The organism is Oceanobacillus sp. GQ8 (assembly GCF_059758495.1).
The window spans coordinates 281,848-298,624 of record NZ_JCAXEV010000005.1 but is presented as its reverse complement, the minus strand read 5'-3'; the positions used below and the strand labels follow the sequence as shown (position 1 = coordinate 298,624).

Annotated in this window: 16 protein-coding genes, 1 pseudogene and 1 riboswitch; of the genes and pseudogenes, 7 read left to right on the top strand and 10 right to left on the bottom strand. The window is 38.9% G+C overall.

Annotation, left to right across the window (positions count from 1 at the left end):
• Positions 1 to 60 precede the first annotated feature (60 nt).
• Together AC6CHS_RS16760 and AC6CHS_RS16755 are read left to right on the top strand one after the other, a co-directional pair.
• Entirely contained in the window at positions 61 to 1,404 is a 1,344-nt protein-coding gene (locus AC6CHS_RS16760) for a sodium-dependent transporter (protein ID WP_498237870.1), read from the top strand.
• A 15-nt stretch (positions 1,405 to 1,419) separates the two neighbouring features.
• On the top strand, positions 1,420 to 2,769 hold the full coding sequence (locus AC6CHS_RS16755; RefSeq protein ID WP_498237869.1) for a CoA-disulfide reductase: 1,350 nt from the start codon (positions 1,420 to 1,422) through the stop codon (positions 2,767 to 2,769).
• 68 nt (positions 2,770 to 2,837) lie between these two features.
• On the opposite strand, the gene AC6CHS_RS16750 is transcribed toward AC6CHS_RS16755, so the two are convergent.
• Together AC6CHS_RS16750 and AC6CHS_RS16745 are read right to left on the bottom strand one after the other, a co-directional pair.
• The gene (locus AC6CHS_RS16750; protein ID WP_498237867.1) at positions 2,838 to 3,509 is read right to left on the bottom strand and encodes a hypothetical protein; all 672 of its coding nucleotides are present in this window, start codon (positions 3,507 to 3,509) and stop codon (positions 2,838 to 2,840) included.
• 185 nt (positions 3,510 to 3,694) lie between these two features.
• Entirely contained in the window at positions 3,695 to 4,747 is a 1,053-nt protein-coding gene (locus tag AC6CHS_RS16745) for a C45 family autoproteolytic acyltransferase/hydrolase (RefSeq protein ID WP_498237865.1), read from the bottom strand.
• 143 nt (positions 4,748 to 4,890) lie between these two features.
• On the opposite strand from AC6CHS_RS16745, the gene AC6CHS_RS16740 reads away from it, so the two are divergent.
• Complete coding sequence (locus AC6CHS_RS16740; protein WP_498237864.1) at positions 4,891 to 6,609, top strand: DNA-binding protein; 1,719 nt, start codon at positions 4,891 to 4,893, stop codon at positions 6,607 to 6,609.
• A 42-nt stretch (positions 6,610 to 6,651) separates the two neighbouring features.
• Here the strand turns inward: AC6CHS_RS16740 and AC6CHS_RS16735 are convergent, their stop codons facing one another.
• The 5 genes from AC6CHS_RS16735 to AC6CHS_RS16715 form a co-directional block, all read right to left on the bottom strand.
• Positions 6,652 to 7,221, bottom strand: coding sequence for a hypothetical protein (locus tag AC6CHS_RS16735; RefSeq protein WP_498237862.1), 570 nt, complete (start codon positions 7,219 to 7,221; stop codon positions 6,652 to 6,654).
• A 79-nt stretch (positions 7,222 to 7,300) separates the two neighbouring features.
• Positions 7,301 to 7,873: a hypothetical protein gene (locus AC6CHS_RS16730; protein WP_498237861.1), complete on the bottom strand. Its 573-nt coding sequence runs from the start codon at positions 7,871 to 7,873 to the stop codon at positions 7,301 to 7,303.
• A 48-nt stretch (positions 7,874 to 7,921) separates the two neighbouring features.
• Positions 7,922 to 8,095 carry a hypothetical protein gene (locus AC6CHS_RS16725; protein WP_498237859.1) on the bottom strand — a complete coding sequence of 58 codons (174 nt, stop codon included), beginning with the start codon at positions 8,093 to 8,095 and terminating at the stop codon, positions 7,922 to 7,924.
• Positions 8,096 to 8,364: 269 nt separating this feature from the next.
• A complete protein-coding gene (locus AC6CHS_RS16720; protein ID WP_498237857.1) occupies positions 8,365 to 10,245 on the bottom strand; it encodes an ABC-F family ATP-binding cassette domain-containing protein in 1,881 nt (626 codons plus the stop codon).
• A gap of 13 nt (positions 10,246 to 10,258) precedes the next feature.
• Positions 10,259 to 10,561 (bottom strand): hypothetical protein, encoded by a 303-nt coding sequence (locus tag AC6CHS_RS16715; protein ID WP_498237855.1) that lies wholly within the window; start codon positions 10,559 to 10,561, stop codon positions 10,259 to 10,261.
• A gap of 566 nt (positions 10,562 to 11,127) precedes the next feature.
• Between AC6CHS_RS16715 and AC6CHS_RS16710 the strand changes: the two genes are divergently transcribed.
• The 4 genes from AC6CHS_RS16710 to AC6CHS_RS16695 are packed head-to-tail and all read left to right on the top strand — an operon-like array spanning position 11,128 to position 14,431.
• Positions 11,128 to 12,045, top strand: coding sequence for an ATP-binding cassette domain-containing protein (locus AC6CHS_RS16710; RefSeq protein ID WP_498237853.1), 918 nt, complete (start codon positions 11,128 to 11,130; stop codon positions 12,043 to 12,045).
• Positions 12,038 to 12,817 (top strand): DUF2705 family protein, encoded by a 780-nt coding sequence (locus tag AC6CHS_RS16705; protein WP_498237851.1) that lies wholly within the window; start codon positions 12,038 to 12,040, stop codon positions 12,815 to 12,817. Before AC6CHS_RS16710 ends, AC6CHS_RS16705 begins: the two co-directional genes overlap by 8 nt.
• A gap of 11 nt (positions 12,818 to 12,828) precedes the next feature.
• Positions 12,829 to 13,503: a response regulator transcription factor gene (locus tag AC6CHS_RS16700; RefSeq protein WP_498237849.1), complete on the top strand. Its 675-nt coding sequence runs from the start codon at positions 12,829 to 12,831 to the stop codon at positions 13,501 to 13,503.
• Positions 13,493 to 14,431, top strand: coding sequence for a sensor histidine kinase (locus AC6CHS_RS16695; RefSeq protein WP_498237847.1), 939 nt, complete (start codon positions 13,493 to 13,495; stop codon positions 14,429 to 14,431). The genes AC6CHS_RS16700 and AC6CHS_RS16695 overlap by 11 nt, the downstream gene beginning before the upstream one ends.
• 137 nt (positions 14,432 to 14,568) lie before the next feature.
• On the opposite strand, the gene ribH is transcribed toward AC6CHS_RS16695, so the two are convergent.
• The 3 genes and pseudogenes from ribH to ribE form a co-directional block, all read right to left on the bottom strand.
• Positions 14,569 to 15,033, bottom strand: coding sequence for a 6,7-dimethyl-8-ribityllumazine synthase (gene ribH / locus AC6CHS_RS16690; RefSeq protein WP_238020326.1), 465 nt, complete (start codon positions 15,031 to 15,033; stop codon positions 14,569 to 14,571).
• A gap of 19 nt (positions 15,034 to 15,052) precedes the next feature.
• Positions 15,053 to 15,664, bottom strand: a pseudogene (gene ribB / locus AC6CHS_RS16685) (3,4-dihydroxy-2-butanone-4-phosphate synthase); the annotation flags it as partial.
• A gap of 23 nt (positions 15,665 to 15,687) precedes the next feature.
• Positions 15,688 to 16,338, bottom strand: a complete 651-nt coding sequence (gene ribE, locus AC6CHS_RS16680) for a riboflavin synthase (RefSeq protein ID WP_498237845.1) — start codon at positions 16,336 to 16,338, stop codon at positions 15,688 to 15,690.
• A gap of 175 nt (positions 16,339 to 16,513) precedes the next feature.
• A riboswitch (FMN riboswitch) is annotated at positions 16,514 to 16,660 on the bottom strand.
• Between the last annotated feature and the right edge of the window lie 117 nt (positions 16,661 to 16,777).

Here is a 16,777-nt window from a genome sequence, read left to right as displayed (position 1 = left end):
TATTATATATCCCTAACTTAAAAAAATTTACAACTTAGATGTTTGAAAGAGAGGCGTACGATGGGTAATAAAACGGAACAATGGTCTACAAAACTTGGATTCATTTTATCTTCAACAGGGGCAGCAGTCGGTCTTGGGGCCATCTGGAAATTCCCTTACATGACAGGAATGAACGGAGGAGGAGCCTTTTTCCTCGTCTTTATCGCTTTTACCATTATAATCGGGCTCCCTATCCTAATTGCTGAGTTTGTAATTGGCCGTGGGGCACAAAAAGAAGCTGTCTCGGCCTACAAGACACTTGCACCACGCTCAAGATGGTCATTCATAGGAAAATGGGGCGTTGCTGGAGCTTTCCTGCTTTTATCCTTCTACAGTGTGGTCGGTGGCTGGGTGCTCCTTTATAGCTTGATGTCCATACCAGGAATGATTATAAAGGAAAATGCAGACTATGCAGCACTGTTTGGAACGATAACTGGCAGTCCATTTCTAACAATACTCGGACTGGCACTTTTCCTCCTGATCAATGTGATTGTCATATCATTTGGTATTAAAAATGGAATAGAGAAATCAAGTAAAGTATTAATGCCACTTCTTTTCGTTTTCTTTATTATCTTAGTAATTCGTGCACTAACATTTGAAGGTGCAATGGAAGGAATCACCTTCTTTTTGCAACCAGACTTTTCCGAACTAACTGCAAGTAGCATTCTTTACGCACTTGGTCAATCCTTTTTCTCCCTTGCCGTAGGTATATCAGTCATGGTTACATACAGCTCTTACTTAAAAAAGGATGTAAGTCTCCCAATGTCAGCAGGTATGGTATCCATTATGAATATATTCGTGTCTCTGTTGGCTGGACTAGCGATCTTCCCAGTGGTGTTCGCTTTTGGACTTGAGCCATCTGAAGGACCTGGATTATTATTTATCGTGCTTCCGGAAGCATTTTCCCAAATGCCTTTTGGTGAGGTATTCTTGAGTTTGTTTTTGCTACTGTTTTTATTTGCGGTACTGACATCATCCTTTAGTATGTTGGAAATAATAACTTCTGCTTTCACCGAGAAAAAACAGCGTTCACGAAAAAAGGTTGCTTCTATTGCTGGCATATTTATTTTTATTGCTGGTATCCCTGCAGCTTTGTCATCAAGTAATCTGTCAGAGTTTAAACTATTTGGTTTAACTATCTTTGACGCATCAGACTTTCTTGTAAGTAATATTATGTTGCCGGGAGGCTGTCTCTTCATAGCATTATTTATTAGTTTTAAGATGGATAAGCATCTAGTCAGGAATGAGTTCTTCTACGGAAACAATTTACCATCAGGTATGTACCAATTATGGTTCCAGCTAATTCGTTGGCTCGTTCCTTTGACGATCATCATTGTCGTCTTAAATTCTTTTGGAATAATTTAATCAGGAGGAATGACGTTGAAGAAAAAAATAGTAATTGTCGGAGGAGTAGGTGGTGGCGCGACAGTAGCTGCACAAATAAGAAGGACCGACAAAGAAGCCGAAATCCATCTTTTCGAAAAAGGAAGCTATGTATCCTTTTCTAACTGTGGAATGCCTTATTACCTTGGTGGGATACTTGAAAGCCGTGATGACATTCTTTATCCAGCCGAGGAGTTTGAAGAGAACTTCAACCTTCACGTGCATACAGAAACAGAAGTAACGCGTGTCCTCCGTGAGCAAAAGCAGATTACGTTCCAAAAGCAAGACAGTGCCACGCAAGAGGAAACTTTGCCATACGATAAGCTTATTCTCTCTCCTGGTGCCTACGCTTTATGTCCTCAAATTGATGGCATGGCCGAAGCACGGACATTTACTTTGCATACCATCCCAGATATGGATGCTATTGATCAATTCATTGAAAAACACCGACCGGCCACAGCGGCAGTTATCGGTGCTGGATTTATCGGTTTGGAAATGGTGGAAAACCTGCAATCTAGAGGGCTTCACTGTACGCTCATAGACCGAGGAGAACAGGTAGCAAAATTAGTAGATAAAGACATGGCAGACCATGTTGCTGACCATATAACTGACAATAATGTTTCTCTGAAACTCCATGATGGGCTTTCCTCTTTTTCTAATGAGGGTAAAAAACTACATCTAGCTAGCGGTAAAACAGTGGATGCAGACATGACTATCTTATCCATTGGTGTGCGACCAAACACACAGCTTGCAGTTCAATCGGGTTTAAAAATCGGTAACACGGGAGCAATCGCTGTTAACCAATTTATGCAAACATCAGATCCAGACATTTATGCACTAGGAGATGTCGTCGAAACGCCTGATAGCATCACAGGAGTAGAACGAAACGTTGCACTTGCGTGGCCCGCACACCGGCAAGCATTTATTATTGCCAGCCACTTAACAAACAAGAAAATTGCATATCAAGGAACCATGGGCACGGGGATTTTAAAGGTGTTCGACCTTACTGTTGGATCGACAGGTCATACGAGCACGACATTAAAGCAGGAAGGTTATACGTTTAAAGAGGCTGTATTGCAGACCAATTCAAATGTTGGCTATTACCCTGGTTCAGATAGGTTATGGATTAAAATACTATTTGATGCAAAGACCGGGTTAGTCTACAGCGGACAGGTAGTAGGCTACGCTGGAGCTGATAAGCGATTAGCGGTCCTTGCAACAGCTATTAAAGGAAAACTGACTGTCTATGATTTACAAGAGCTTGAAATAGGCTACGCACCACCATTTTCTAACTCTAAGGATCCGTTAAATATTTTAGGATATAAGGCGGCATCGCTCATAACATAAATAGAAAAAGAACCGCATGAAGTGAAGGCGAATATGCCTAGCTTCATGCGGTTCTTTAATTACAAATTTTATAAGTCTTCTTCAAAGCGATAGATAAGTGTATAGTTGTTTTCATCAAGCAGCTCTGCAACATGAACACGTACGCCATGGCCAAACACTACTTCATCTTCTGTCATTGCGACAATCATTGCCTTTGTGCTATTTCTAACATCAATATAAATGTCACCCACTACCGGGTTAAGCGAGTTATCACTTTCAGCCAGATAACTGATTGATTCATCCTCCAGCTGTTGTGCTTCCGGTACAAGATTTTTATCGTAGTATGCAATTTCCTGGCTTGCTTCTGATCTTCCAGGTACCATCACAACATATTCACTATGCTTTACGCCATTATCTCTTGTTGTAACAACGTTACCATCTTCAACACTGTCCACTTTTTCAATTTCGTTCAATGAATAGTGATCAAGGAAGTCTGGTGCAGGCTTGGTAATTAAAATATAATCACCTGGCTCTGGCTTACGGTCTTTATCTACAGTATAACGTTTTCCATAAAAAATAAAGGTATCATTATGCTGTGGTCTGTATAGCGTAATCTCACTTGCTTTCGTCAAGATTTGTTTCATATCCTTTAGACGATATAAATGGACAGACTTCTTAAACATAGGTTTTACCGTATATACTTTATGTAGCTCGTTATTATAGAATACGAACTGTCCCTTTCTAACCTGAAATAACTTCATTCCGCAACCTCCTACATAGTAATCCATTCTGAGTCTATTATAACTGCATTTTTACAAAAATAAAGTCTTAAATTATGTTTCCTTAAAGTTGCACAAATTAAACATCTTTTTTGTAAGTTATTGAATAGAAATGGTAGATCGTCACTTTTAGTATACCCTACGTCGTTTTTTCCCTTCATATAAGGCTAACGGACGTTTTTCTCCATATGAACGAACGGCAATTCTGTGTCCACTTCTCCCAGTATCCGTTTTGCTTGGATCTTCTCCCCTTGTAGCCACTTCTGAAAATTAAATATCATAGGCTCCCGATCACCGCCTAGAGCGAACCATACTTTCCCGGCCTGAGGGAAATAAACGGATGTATGAATGGTTCCTGCCCATTGCTTATACTTTGTTGAAAATACACCTTTGTCTGTATCATTTAACATGCGAAAAGCTTTATATGGATCAAGGACATTTTCCCTTTGACTTTCGATGGAGGCATAACGTTTATACGAATCATCTAAATGATGGCGGTTTTCGTCCTTCTGGATTTCAAAATGATTTGTACATATATTTGATTGACGTACTTCTACTGCCCTTGGCGTTGCCTCTACCACGTACGTTTCTCCGCTTTTATCTAATAATACATAACTGAAGGAATGGCGGTGTGGTATTTCTTTTAATAAGGATATAGCTTCATCCACATCAGCACAGGTTTCCAAGAGAATTCTACCTATCATATTACAAATAAAACCGTCGCCTGGCTTTTTACGATGCATAAAATTATAGCCCATCGCAAGTCCTTTTTCGTTCATTCCATCCATCCGTCCTGTAATCCGCTGAGACGGACCGATGACTGCATAGCCTTGGTCACTCGGTTGGAATATCGTATATCTTCCTTCATAGGTTTTAGGATGATAATCATAATTTCTCACCATGTAGTCAGATCCAGTAAAAATGGAGCAACCACTTTTCGTATATTCCAAGCGATATCCCCCAAACTCCTGTAATACATCCTCCATTTTCCATTCTAGTGCATCCTGTAATCCACGAAGTTCTTCCCAGATAGCAGGTGCAAACGGCACTATGATCTGTTTCACTTCCTCCACCGAAATGGTGAAACGTGGCCGGCGAATTTTCCACTGTTTTTTTCTGTTTTGCAATGTGTGCGAGTCCTTTAATTCTAGTCCCTGCTTATAGCCGAAATCATAATGACTTCCGCGAAACTGAATAATATCGCTATATATCTGTTTCATTTATTTCCCTCTTTTTTTATCTGTATTGACCTCAGTCTAATATACAACCTTATGTTTTCAAACGAAATTGTCTCGGAATGAAACTTTTTTACATTCCCAACGTATTACATTCCGTATAGAGAAAACACATAGGAGTTGAAATCATGACAGGTATTTTAAGCACCACGATACTCTCATTTATATTGTATCTAATTATTTCACTGTTTTTTGTTATCAACAATAAAAAACATCGCAAGACCACATTGAAAGCAGTTCTGCTAATCTTTATCGTGCTATTTATTATTGGAGCGATTGCAATATACGTTATTATGCTGCCGATGACCATTCCAAATATGACTATATCTAACATCGTTATCGGAATTGCAGGTATGGTTGGACTCTATGCTTTAACGACAAGTCAGCCATTTACAAAGTCTAGCAAGCAGCTAGACACTGTCTCTGGGGTCATTGTTCTACTAGCAATCCTAGCTATACCTACTTTCTTTGTACTAGGTATTTTTGGATTGGATGATTCTTATGAGTCTATCCCTAAAGAGGAAATACCAGAAGCAAAACCATTGGATAAGGACGCTACGCCAATTGTAGTATCCCCTGAATTTGCTAGAAACAAGGTGCAAAAAGCAATGAGTGTTGTTCCAAATACACAATTCTACGACTTAGGAAAACTGCAAGTGCAAAAAGTCAACGATGATATTGTGTTTGTTGCTCCTGTCGAGTTTACCGACTTTTGGCGTTACTTCCGAGGCAAAGAAACGGAAGGGTATTTCACCATTTCCGCGACAGATGTTAACGCCCAACCACAGTTTGTAGAGAGTAAAATGAAATACACGAATTCAAGCTTTTTTAATCATAATGTTAAGCGTACTATTTACGGTGCATATCCTAACTATATTCAAAGTGGGGAACCACAGTTAGAAGTGGACGAAGATGGAAAACCATGGTATGTCCAAACGCTTTATAAACCAATCGGTCTTACAAACAGACCAAATGTAGAGAAACTAAATGTTGCCATTGTCGACCCGGTAACAAGTGATGTCACTTTATACAAGACAAATGAGGCGCCTGATTTTATAGATGGCTCTGTCAGCTCTGAAATGGCTTCTGATGAAAACGAGTACTTTGGTAAGTATGTACATGGCTGGTTAAACTCCATTTTTGGTAAACGAGATGTAAAAATACCAAACGGCTCTGGAACCGAAAGTAATGTCACGCCGATTTTTGATGAGAATGGAGAAATGCATTACTTTACTGACATGTCCTCACCAAAAGAGAATATTGATTCCGCTTTAGGTTACACCTTAATTAATGCTCGTACAGGAGAGCTCACCTACTACAATGGTGATAAAAACAATGGAATTATGGACAGTAAAGGGGCAAAAGAAATAGTGAACAAAGAATTCCCAGAGAAGAATTGGACTGGATCAATGCCTGTACTATACAACATTGATGGGGATCCAACATGGGTTGTAAATGTTCTGGATCCAAACGGTTTATTCAAGCACTATGCCTATATCAAGGCTTCTGATTCTGACTTTGTGGTGTTTGGTGATACGGCTCGACAAACACTGGAAGCATATCGCCTTGCACTCGCGCAAGATCCAAGCAATGTTTCCTCTACAGGAGAATCTGCTTTGGAAGAACGGAGCGGGGAAGTAGAAAGAGTTCTTGTGAGCAATCAAAACAATGGGCAAGTAGTACAATTTTTAATCAAAGATGATAACACTATTTATAATGTTAGTTCAGGGAAATCCCCACTCGCCATTTTCATGCAACCTGGTGATAATGTTTCCTTTGATGCAAATATCCGTGATAATGGCACAGGTATTGTAGAAAGCATTGAGATAGAAGGACTAACAGAATAATGAAAAGAGCAGGCTGTAGAAATTATAGCCTGCTTTTGCTTTTTAATCTGCTCTCTTATCATGCTTAACCATGATAAATAACTTAGTAAATCCATACGCGAGGAAGGCAATTACAATATCAATAAGAAACAGATAGAACAAATTCATTCCTTTATGCATTTCCAACAGTCCTACCAAAACGGAAAAACCTCCGAACCCAAAAGCAAAGACGACAGATGCTCCAACGAAATAGATCAAGATATTTTTGTTATGTTTTGTACAATATTGGTAAACCAGCATGAAGGCCACTGGAAATATAACAGTAGTAACGGAGAAGCCTACTGGAAGCAAGTAGGATAGACTGTGAGGGTGCAACAAATAATTTTGGGAAGACAAGATATTATCTAAATTGGCCCAGAGGACATGCGCTGTAAACCCGTAAAATGAAATTTCAAAGATTCGTTTACGATCAAGCAAAAAATAAAGAATTAGTAATGGCAAGAAAATCGACAGAAGGTTAAACCAAAAATACCATGTTTCTAAATCTGAAAAATCATTCCAAAAGTCTCTGTGTAACTTTGCTAAATGTTCCTTCACATCATAAATCTTCTTATATAGTTGTTCTTCACTCATTTCTAAAACCACCTATTTATAATAATAGGTTTAGTTTATACCCAATATAAGAAACTATGCCGATAAAAATCGCCTTTCCTCATTGCTTCGCCTTCCAATCCTGTTTCATCATCTTAAATAATTTCATGAAAGTAAATGCAACAAAAACGGTAACAAGGTCAATTATATAAAGAAACCCATAATTCATTCCTTTGTTCATTTCTAGGAAACCGAGGTATACATACAACGGCCCCATACCAAAAGCAAATATCAGATTTAGTACGATAGTATAGAGGAAAAAGTTTTTCCCTTTCTTAAGACAATATTGATATACAAGCATAAATACTACTGGAAATACAACGGTGGTTGAGGTAAATCCTGTAGTCATTAAATAAGTAAAACTATGTGGATAGCTGAAATAATTGAGAGATGTTAAAATCTGATCTGTATTCGCCCAAAGTACATGTATGGTAAAGCCAAAAAAAGAAAGTTCAAAGAGTCTTTTTCTATCCACAGTAAAATACAGAATGATTAGTGAAATAATCATGCTTCCCAGTAGAAACCAAAAACGCCATGTATCGAAACCGGTAGTCATTTCCCAGTAGGTCTGTTGTAGATTATATAGCTGTTCTTTTACCTCAAGTATTTTATTATAAAGCTGGCCTTCGCTCATTATCAGTCCACCCATATTTATATAGTACGCTTAGTGTGGACAATATAGTTAAAACCATGTATTTAGCAATTTATGCAGCACTCGCTCGGTAAATCGTGGCTTTTGGGTGAAACTCCCTGCTTCAAAGGGGTTGTCTTCTGTTTCTCGGGCGATACTTACTGCCTCACAGCCGATATCTTCTGCTTCTCGGGCGATACTTCTTGCCTCTCGGCCGATGCCCACTGCCTCGCAGGCGATATCTTCTGCTTCTCGGGCGATGCTCCTTGCTTCTCGGCCGATACTTCTTACCTCGCAGGGATACTACCTGCCTCTCAGCTGATGCTCCTTGCCTCGCAGGAGATATCTTCTGCTTCACGGCCGATGCCCACTGCCTCGCAAGCAATATTCACTGCTTCACAGCCGATGCTTGCTTCCTAACTCAGTGGCTGATCAGTACCCTACCCACATTTTTATAATAAAATAGCCTCCCAAAATCCTGGGAGGCCTCTAACTTACTTATTATTTTCAAACTCTTCCACCATGAGTGAAAGCTCTTCCCAACGCTCCATCTTCTGTTCCAGTGCTACTTCTGCTTTTTCTTGTTCCTGGAAGAGCTTTTGAACTTTTTCAGAATCACTACCAGCATCTACAATCCCTGCTTTTAGTTCATCTACCCGACTCTCTAGCTCCATAATTTCCTCTTCAATGGTATTCCATTCTCGTTGTTCATTGTAGGAAAGCTTTTTCTTTTTCTGCTTTGGCTTTTCTTTTACTGTCTTTGGTGGTGTTGTGACGCTTTGTTCAGCCTGAGCCTGCTCAAGGTATTCACTATAATTACCATAGTACTCACCTACCGCACCGTTGCCTTTAAAGACAATTAAACGATCTACTACACGATCTAGAAAATAGCGATCATGCGATACTGTAACTACGACACCAGGGAACTGATCCAAATATTCCTCCAACACTCCCAGCGTCTGAGTATCCAAGTCATTTGTCGGCTCATCAAGGAAGAGGACATTTGGTTCCTGCATTAAGACCTTTAAAAGGTATAGACGGCGTCTTTCCCCACCCGATAGCTTGCGGATATACGTCCACTGTGCGGAACGGGAAAATAGAAATCGCTCTAGCATTTGTTCAGCTGTAATAACGTCACCATCGCTCGTATGGATTACCTCTGCAACTTCCTTAATATAATCAATAATACGTTGTGATCCATCAAGCTCTTCATCACCTTGTGTATAGTACCCGATGTTTACCGTTTCTCCAACTTCTACCTGACCGCCATCTGGCTTGATACGACCTGCCATAATATTTAATAGCGTTGATTTCCCCGTACCATTAGGGCCAATAATACCTAACCGCTCACCTGGCACAATCAAGCGGCTAAATTCATTGATTAATCTTTTTTCACCAAATGATTTGCTGATGTCATGTAGCTCCAACACTTTCTTTCCTAGCCTGGTTGACCCTACTTTAAAATCAACTTGTTCTTTCTTCGTATCAAATGTTTCTTCCTTCATTTCTTCAACGCGCCCTATTCGAGCCTTTTGCTTTGTGGATCTAGCTTTTGCTCCACGTCTTAACCATGCAAGCTCACGTTTCAAAGTGTTCTGGTGCTTCGCTTCATTGCTTGCCTCTAGTGCTTCACGTTCCGCTTTTTTTTCAAGAAATACTTCATAGTTCCCTTCATACACATACAAATTACCTTTATCTAACTCATAAATTCGATTGGTGACCCGATTTAAAAAATACCTATCATGCGTAACGAGTAGCAAGGAGCCTTTATACGTCTGCAAATATTTCTCCAACCACTCTACTGTTTCATTATCAAGGTGGTTTGTCGGTTCATCTAAAATCAAGAGGTCCGCAGGCTGAATCAACGCCTTGGCAATAGCTACTCGTTTCTTTTGGCCACCCGACAGTTCTGTTACTTGCTTATCAAAATCGGTAATTCCAAGCTTTGTCAAAACAGACTTTGCAGCTGTGTTAGCTTCCCATGCCTCTGCTTCGTCCATTTTTTGTTGCATCTTTATTAATCTGCTTTGTGCCTCAATGCTTTCCGGCTCCTCTTGCAGTTTCAACAATGCCTGCTCATAGTTACGCATTACCTGCATAATCACAGAATCTCCGTAATAAATTTGTTCCATTACATTCAGTTCAGGATTAAGTGGTGGATCTTGGGCTAAGTACTCAATCCGATAATCTTTTGGATGTTTGATGGCGCCCTTTTCCGGAGCTTCCAACCCAGCAATTGTTTTCAAAAAGGTGGATTTCCCCGTTCCATTTACTCCAATTAACCCAATTCTTTCCCGTTCTGTAATGGTGCTCGTAACGGAGTCGAATAATATTTTGTCCCCGAAGGATTTATGTAAATTTTCTAATGTTAGCATTGTTAACTCATCCTCATCTTTTTCTAGCTTTTAGCCAATCCTTTGTAACCAGTACCAACAAAAGTAATAACCATGATGTTACCAAGTAAAATATCCCTTTGCTCACAGGTGTCATTTCGGAATAAAAGAAGGCCATACCTACCCATATAACCGCTATCATGACAAGCTGTATTCCTAGTAATTTTATGTTAATCGCCTCCGAATTATAAAATGAAACTTCAATCAGTGAGGTTGTCGTTCTCCCTTCACTGATTGTTAGTCGAACGAATCGGGGTATTACCGTCCGTTTACTCCCACTTAGACACCACTGTTTCAATTCATGTTTTGAAGGAGGTGTCTTACGGACGGTTACACCAGAATAAATTTCCCTATCAACCAGTTTATCTTACTGAGAAGCTTTTTTCCATTAAGAGAAGCATAGACTGGCTTATTGAAGTAATAGATGTTTGGGGTCATCTGAAATTAACCGGCATTATAGCTTTAATTCACCATCTGTTGGGAGACTATGTATGGTGTGGGTTGGTGCTGTTCGCTAAAGGGGGCTTTGGTTGATCGGGGCGCGGTCATTTGGTTGATTAATCGCTATCGTGGTTGATTCACCATGAGTTTTGGTTGGTTGAATCACTATTGTGGTTGATTCTTCTCGGCTTTTGGTTGATTAAATTGCTATCGTGGTTGATTCACCACTACTTTTGGTTAGTTGAATCACTATTATGGTTGATTCAGCACGACTTTTGGTTGATTAAACAAGCCATGTGATCAATTGAATCCCCAGTTTGGTTGATTCATCACACTCTTTACACTTTTTTTATACTTTTCTTGTCTAATTATTTATGCCTGCCGCTTATTATTAAGTTACTCAGCAAAGAAAGGATGATAGGTATGTCGGAAACAATTTTTAAGGCTACGAATATCACGAAAAAATACGGCGAAAACAAAGCACTCGATAAAGTATCGATTGAAATTAAACGAGGTATGATTTATGGATTGATTGGAAAAAATGGCGCGGGAAAATCGACATTCATGCGGACAGTCATGGGTTTAATTACAGTCAACGAAGGCGACATTGAACTGTTTGGAAAAACTGACAAAAAAGGATTGCAACTGGCACGAAGAAAAATGGGCCAATCCATTGAAACACCGGCACTTTATCCAGAATTAACAGCTCAAGAGAACTTAAAGGTACAAGCCGCTAACGGGGGAGTAAGTGAACGAGAAATTGGTGATTTACTTCGTTTAATGAACCTAGAAAATACAGGTAAGAAAAAGGCTAAGTACTTCTCATTAGGAATGCGACAACGTTTAGCGATAGCCTCCACACTTATTACAAACCCTGAGTTTCTAATTTTAGATGAGCCGACAAACGGGCTTGATCCATCAGGAATTGTGAATATGCGCGAAATCATCCAACGATTGGTAACAGAACGTGGTATAACAGTCTTACTATCTAGTCATTTGTTAGATGAACTTTCACAGGTTGCCACCCATTACGGTATTTTACATGATGGAAAACTGATTAGTGAACTTTCTAAAGAAGAGTTAGCGAGTAAAACTCGGCAATACATTGAATTAGAAACAATGGATGTTCAAAACGCAGTCATTGTACTCGATGAATTAGGGATTCGTGATTATGAAGTAATCAGTGGGACGGGAATCAACATCTATGAACACTTAGATGATGTTGCAAAAATCAACCGTTCGTTAGTCTTAGCAAACGTGGATATTTCGAGAATTGGTACTACCAGACAAAAACTTGAAGAATATTTCTTACAATTAACTGGAGGAACACCAAATGCTTAATCTTTTAACAGCGGAAAAATTTAAATTATATAGAAGTAAAAAGTTATGGATCGTCCTAGGTATCTTACTCTTACTCCCGATTATGCAAGCCGTCAACAGTATATTAGAAGTGGATAATGGGAAGGAACTCGTCCAAGTAAAGGATACAGTCATCAATGGAGCTACTGGTATTCTGATGATGGAAAAAAACGGATTTACAATTTTACTTGTCTTCAGTGCTTTTATTAGTTTCTTTGTTGGGGAAGAATTTCAAAATGGAACAATTCGAAATGCGCTATCATTAGGTCGTGGTCGTACTCTCTATTATTTGTCAAAGCTAGTGATAACTGCCTTAATCTCTTTCATTGGCGTAATCATCTTAACGGCAATCGGTATTATACTCTTTTCATTAGTATTTGGTTTTGGTGAAGTTGCAGGGATTAGCGATTACTTAGGTTATGCTATTAAGACTTTTAGCACGCTTTATTTATTAATTTTGGCGAATGTATCGATCTATGTGATGATTAGCTTTCTAACAAAAAATAGCAGTATCTCACTTATTTGGAGTTTTCTATATACAATGGCGACGGCTTTTTTACCTGAAATTTTCCTACAAACCGAGCATTTTAAATATATCACGTTCTGGTTTACGGAAACTTACTTGAACTATTCAGATTTTGCAAACCTAGCTGATATCGCAAAATATCCTGAAATGATATTAGTCAGTCTTATCACCATTGTGCTATCATCAACGTTAGGAATCCTTCATTTTAATAGAACAGATATAAAGTAGGTCGAATAGATATGGCTACGATTTTAATCATTGAAGACGATAATGCAATTCATTCACTTATCAAAGATACGTTAGATTTACAGGATTTTAAAACCCTTAGTGCGTACTCAGGGACAGAGGGAAAATTGCTATTTGAACAAAATCAAGTTGATATAGTTCTTTTAGATTTGATGCTTCCAGGAATGAATGGAAAAGATTTCCTTAAAGACATCCGTCGAAATTCAACTACCTCTGTAATTGTAGTTTCAGCAAAGAATGATCAAAATTCAAAATTGGAACTTTTGACAAATGGGGCAGATGATTACATCATAAAACCTTTTGATCTAAAAGAACTGCTTGCGCGGATTAACATTCAATTACGGCATGCAACAAAACCTTCGATTACCAATACGAAAGAAATTTATTACAAAAATATTAATGTCAATCTAGAGACGCGTGAAGTGAAGATAAATGATCAAACACTACATCTTACTGGCCGGGAATATGCTATCCTTCTATTATTTCTCGAGAATCCACAAAAGGTATTTAGTCGTGCCAATATTTATGAAAGTGTTTGGAATGAACCTTATTTTGACAGCGATAAAACGATTAACATGCATATTAGTAATTTACGAAATAAGCTTAACATAGATGGCACAAACTATATTAAAACGGTATGGGGCATAGGCTTCAAATTTGTTAACTAAGGAAGGAGAAGTGAAGGTTATGTGGGGATGGATATTTGCTTTCCTGGCATTATCACTTCTTCTTTATATTTTCTTTTTAAAGAGAGAACAAAGGAAATTAACATGGAAGATCAGAGAAATCCCAGCTCAGTCCAGTTTTGGAAGCAGGTTATTTTTAGATTTCCGTGAGAAGACATTGCTAGATTTAGTCGATGAATTGAATCATATGATTGATGAATATGAAGAAAAAAATCGCCAAGCAATACAAATGGAAGAGAATGTGAAGTTATCCATCGCTGGTCTGTCTCATGATTTACGGACACCTCTTACGTCCATTAAAGGTTATGTTCAACTATTGCATGCGTCTACAGATGAAGCTAACAGGGCGAACTATCTCAGGATTATTGAACACTCTATCACGCGACTTATGGAAATGACCGATCACTTTTATGACTTAGCACGTATTGAAACGAATCAAAAAGAAATAGCATTATCTACTTTCTCTCTCTCCAAGCTAGTAGAAGAAACTTTCTTAGACTTTTACGATCAATTGGAGAAAAAAGAAATTGAAGTTCAATTTCCAGAAGAAATATATGAACAGAAAATTATAGCTGACAGCATAATGCTTATACGTGTTATCCAAAATGTTATCCAAAACATCCTACGTTACGCTAAAAGCAAAACGATTATCGACTATAACATGAAAGAAAACCATCTAACTCTCACAATTCAAAATGACATTAAAACAGATAGCAAAGTCGCTATAGAAAAAGTATTTATGCGATTCTACACAGAAATTACGAGTAGAACGAACACCGAATCAAGTGGATTAGGTCTTTATCTTTCTAAAAAATTAGTGGAAAAAATGAATGGAAATATCGATGCAGAACTTAATGATGACTGGTTTATTCTTAAAATCCATCTCCCCATTAATAACATTACAACTTAACTACTAATAAATTCACATAAGTTAACAAGGGGAGTATTAGCTGAAAAATCAGTGGATAGTAAGCATTGTTTATAACTCTGTTTTCTCTACATTAAAAAAAGGCCGGGGCACTGCCCCCGGTCTTTCCTCACGTTTAATTAAAATTGTTTCAGTAAGCTTACCATTTCAATGGCGGCTGTTGCTGCCTCTGCACCTTTGTTTCCTGCTTTCGTTCCAGCGCGTTCAATTGCCTGTTCAATTGTTTCGGTTGTCAACACACCAAAGATGACTGGTTTTTCTGTTTGCATTGCAGCTTGCCCCACACCTTTTGCTGCTTCATTACACACATAATCAAAATGAGGAGTGGAACCACGAATGACCGTCCCCAATGTAATCACAGCATCATATTGTTCCTTTTTTGCCATTTTCATTGCAGCAAGTGGAATTTCAAATGCTCCTGGAACCCAAGCCACATCAATATTTTCTTCAGGCACGCCATGTCTCATCAATGTATCCTTTGCACCTTCTAATAATTTACTAGTGATAAAGTCATTAAACCTTCCAACCACTATTCCTATTTTCATGTCAGTACCAACTAAGTTACCTGCAAATACGTTTCCCATTTCATTATCCCCTCTCCATTATATACTGTTGCTGTTTTTTCCTGTATGCAGCCAAGTCTTCTATTGTGATCATTTTTAATCCGAACCGTTCGGCCATAACGGCTAAATCAGGAACTCGCGCCATTGTGCCATCCTCTTTGACAATCTCACAAATCACACCAGAGGGAGCTGCATCACTTAGCAAAGCTAAATCAACCGCAGCTTCTGTATGACCTCGGCGGGCGAGTACCCCATCTTCCTTAGCGATCAGTGGGAAGACGTGTCCTGGTTGTTTAAATTGATCAGCTGTTACCTGTTTATCCGTTAGCGCTTGAATAGTTTTAGCTCTTTCTGGTGCACTAATTCCCGTTGTTGTCGTAATGTGGTCTACACTGACAGTGAAGGCTGTCGACAGCGGATCCGTGCTGTTACGCTTCATTAATTCTAGCCCTGCAGCCTTTGCAATGTCTGATGTGATAGCTGTACAAACGAGCCCCTTGCCATGTGTAATCATAAAATTTATCATTTCAGGAGTCGCTTTTTCTGCTAAACCCACGAAATCTCCTTCATTCTCACGATCTGCATCATCTACTACAATCACAATATTACCTTCTTGTAGGTCCGCGATTGCTTCTTCAATAGTATGAAACATAATCAGCACTCCTTTCTTTAACTTTATAAAAAACCTTTATCTTGTAGAAATGTTTTATTTAGATTGCTTTCTGGTGTCTGATCCGAAAACTGCAATAGGTGCTGTACATGCTTGGCTAGCATGTCGCACTCAATATTCACGAAATCTCCCACTTCTCTTGTACCTAATGTAGTTTGTGCTGATGTATGCGGAATAATCGAAATCGTAACAGTACTATCCTGCACGTCAAATATGGTCAGACTAATACCATCAATTGTGATCGATCCTTTTGGCAGCAATAAGCTTTTGTAGTTAGCAGGTAGTTTGATCCTAAAATAGATCGCATTTTCTTGCGGTTCTTTGTGTATGATCTCAGCTGTAGTATCTACATGACCTGATACAAAGTGACCACCGAATCTACCGTTTGCAACCATCGCCCTTTCTAGATTGACGAAGTCCCCCTCTTGTGTGGCGTTAAGGGACGTTGCTTTAATCGTTTCTGGCATGACATCCACTTCAAATGAATGATCAGAAAAACGCGTAACCGTTAAACAAATACCATTAATCGCAATACTATCTCCAATTTTCATGTCTGACAGGGTATGTTCTGCTTTAATAGTTAGCGTAACAGCACGTTCTGACACCCGTTTTTTTCTCTGCAATGTTCCTTTTTCTTCTATTATTCCTGTAAACATACGATCCTCCCCTTCAAATTTAATTGCATTAAAAAACCCCTGAAAATCGCTTCAGAGGGTAAAAGGGCAGAATTTAATAAGCTAATAAAGCACGCTGATAAAACAAACTTCCACTATAACAGTGGAAAATGCACATAGCATAATAAGGCGTTTTATCATAAACATGCTCGCTTTTCAATTCCTTCTCCCATCCAGACTTTACTGTCGGCTCTGGAGTTTCACCAGATCCACCGCTTGGCATTGCGCCGCACGGGTCACGGACTTAGAAGCTTAACACTTCATCACCGCCGGTTGGGAATTTCACCCGACCCCGAAGGAAATTCTAATTATTCGGTTGTATCTATGTTATAACTTAAATTTATTTAGAATGCAAGCAACTCAATCAATACGTATCTTGTTGCTTTCACATACATCGATAACAATTTCTGACATAATAGAA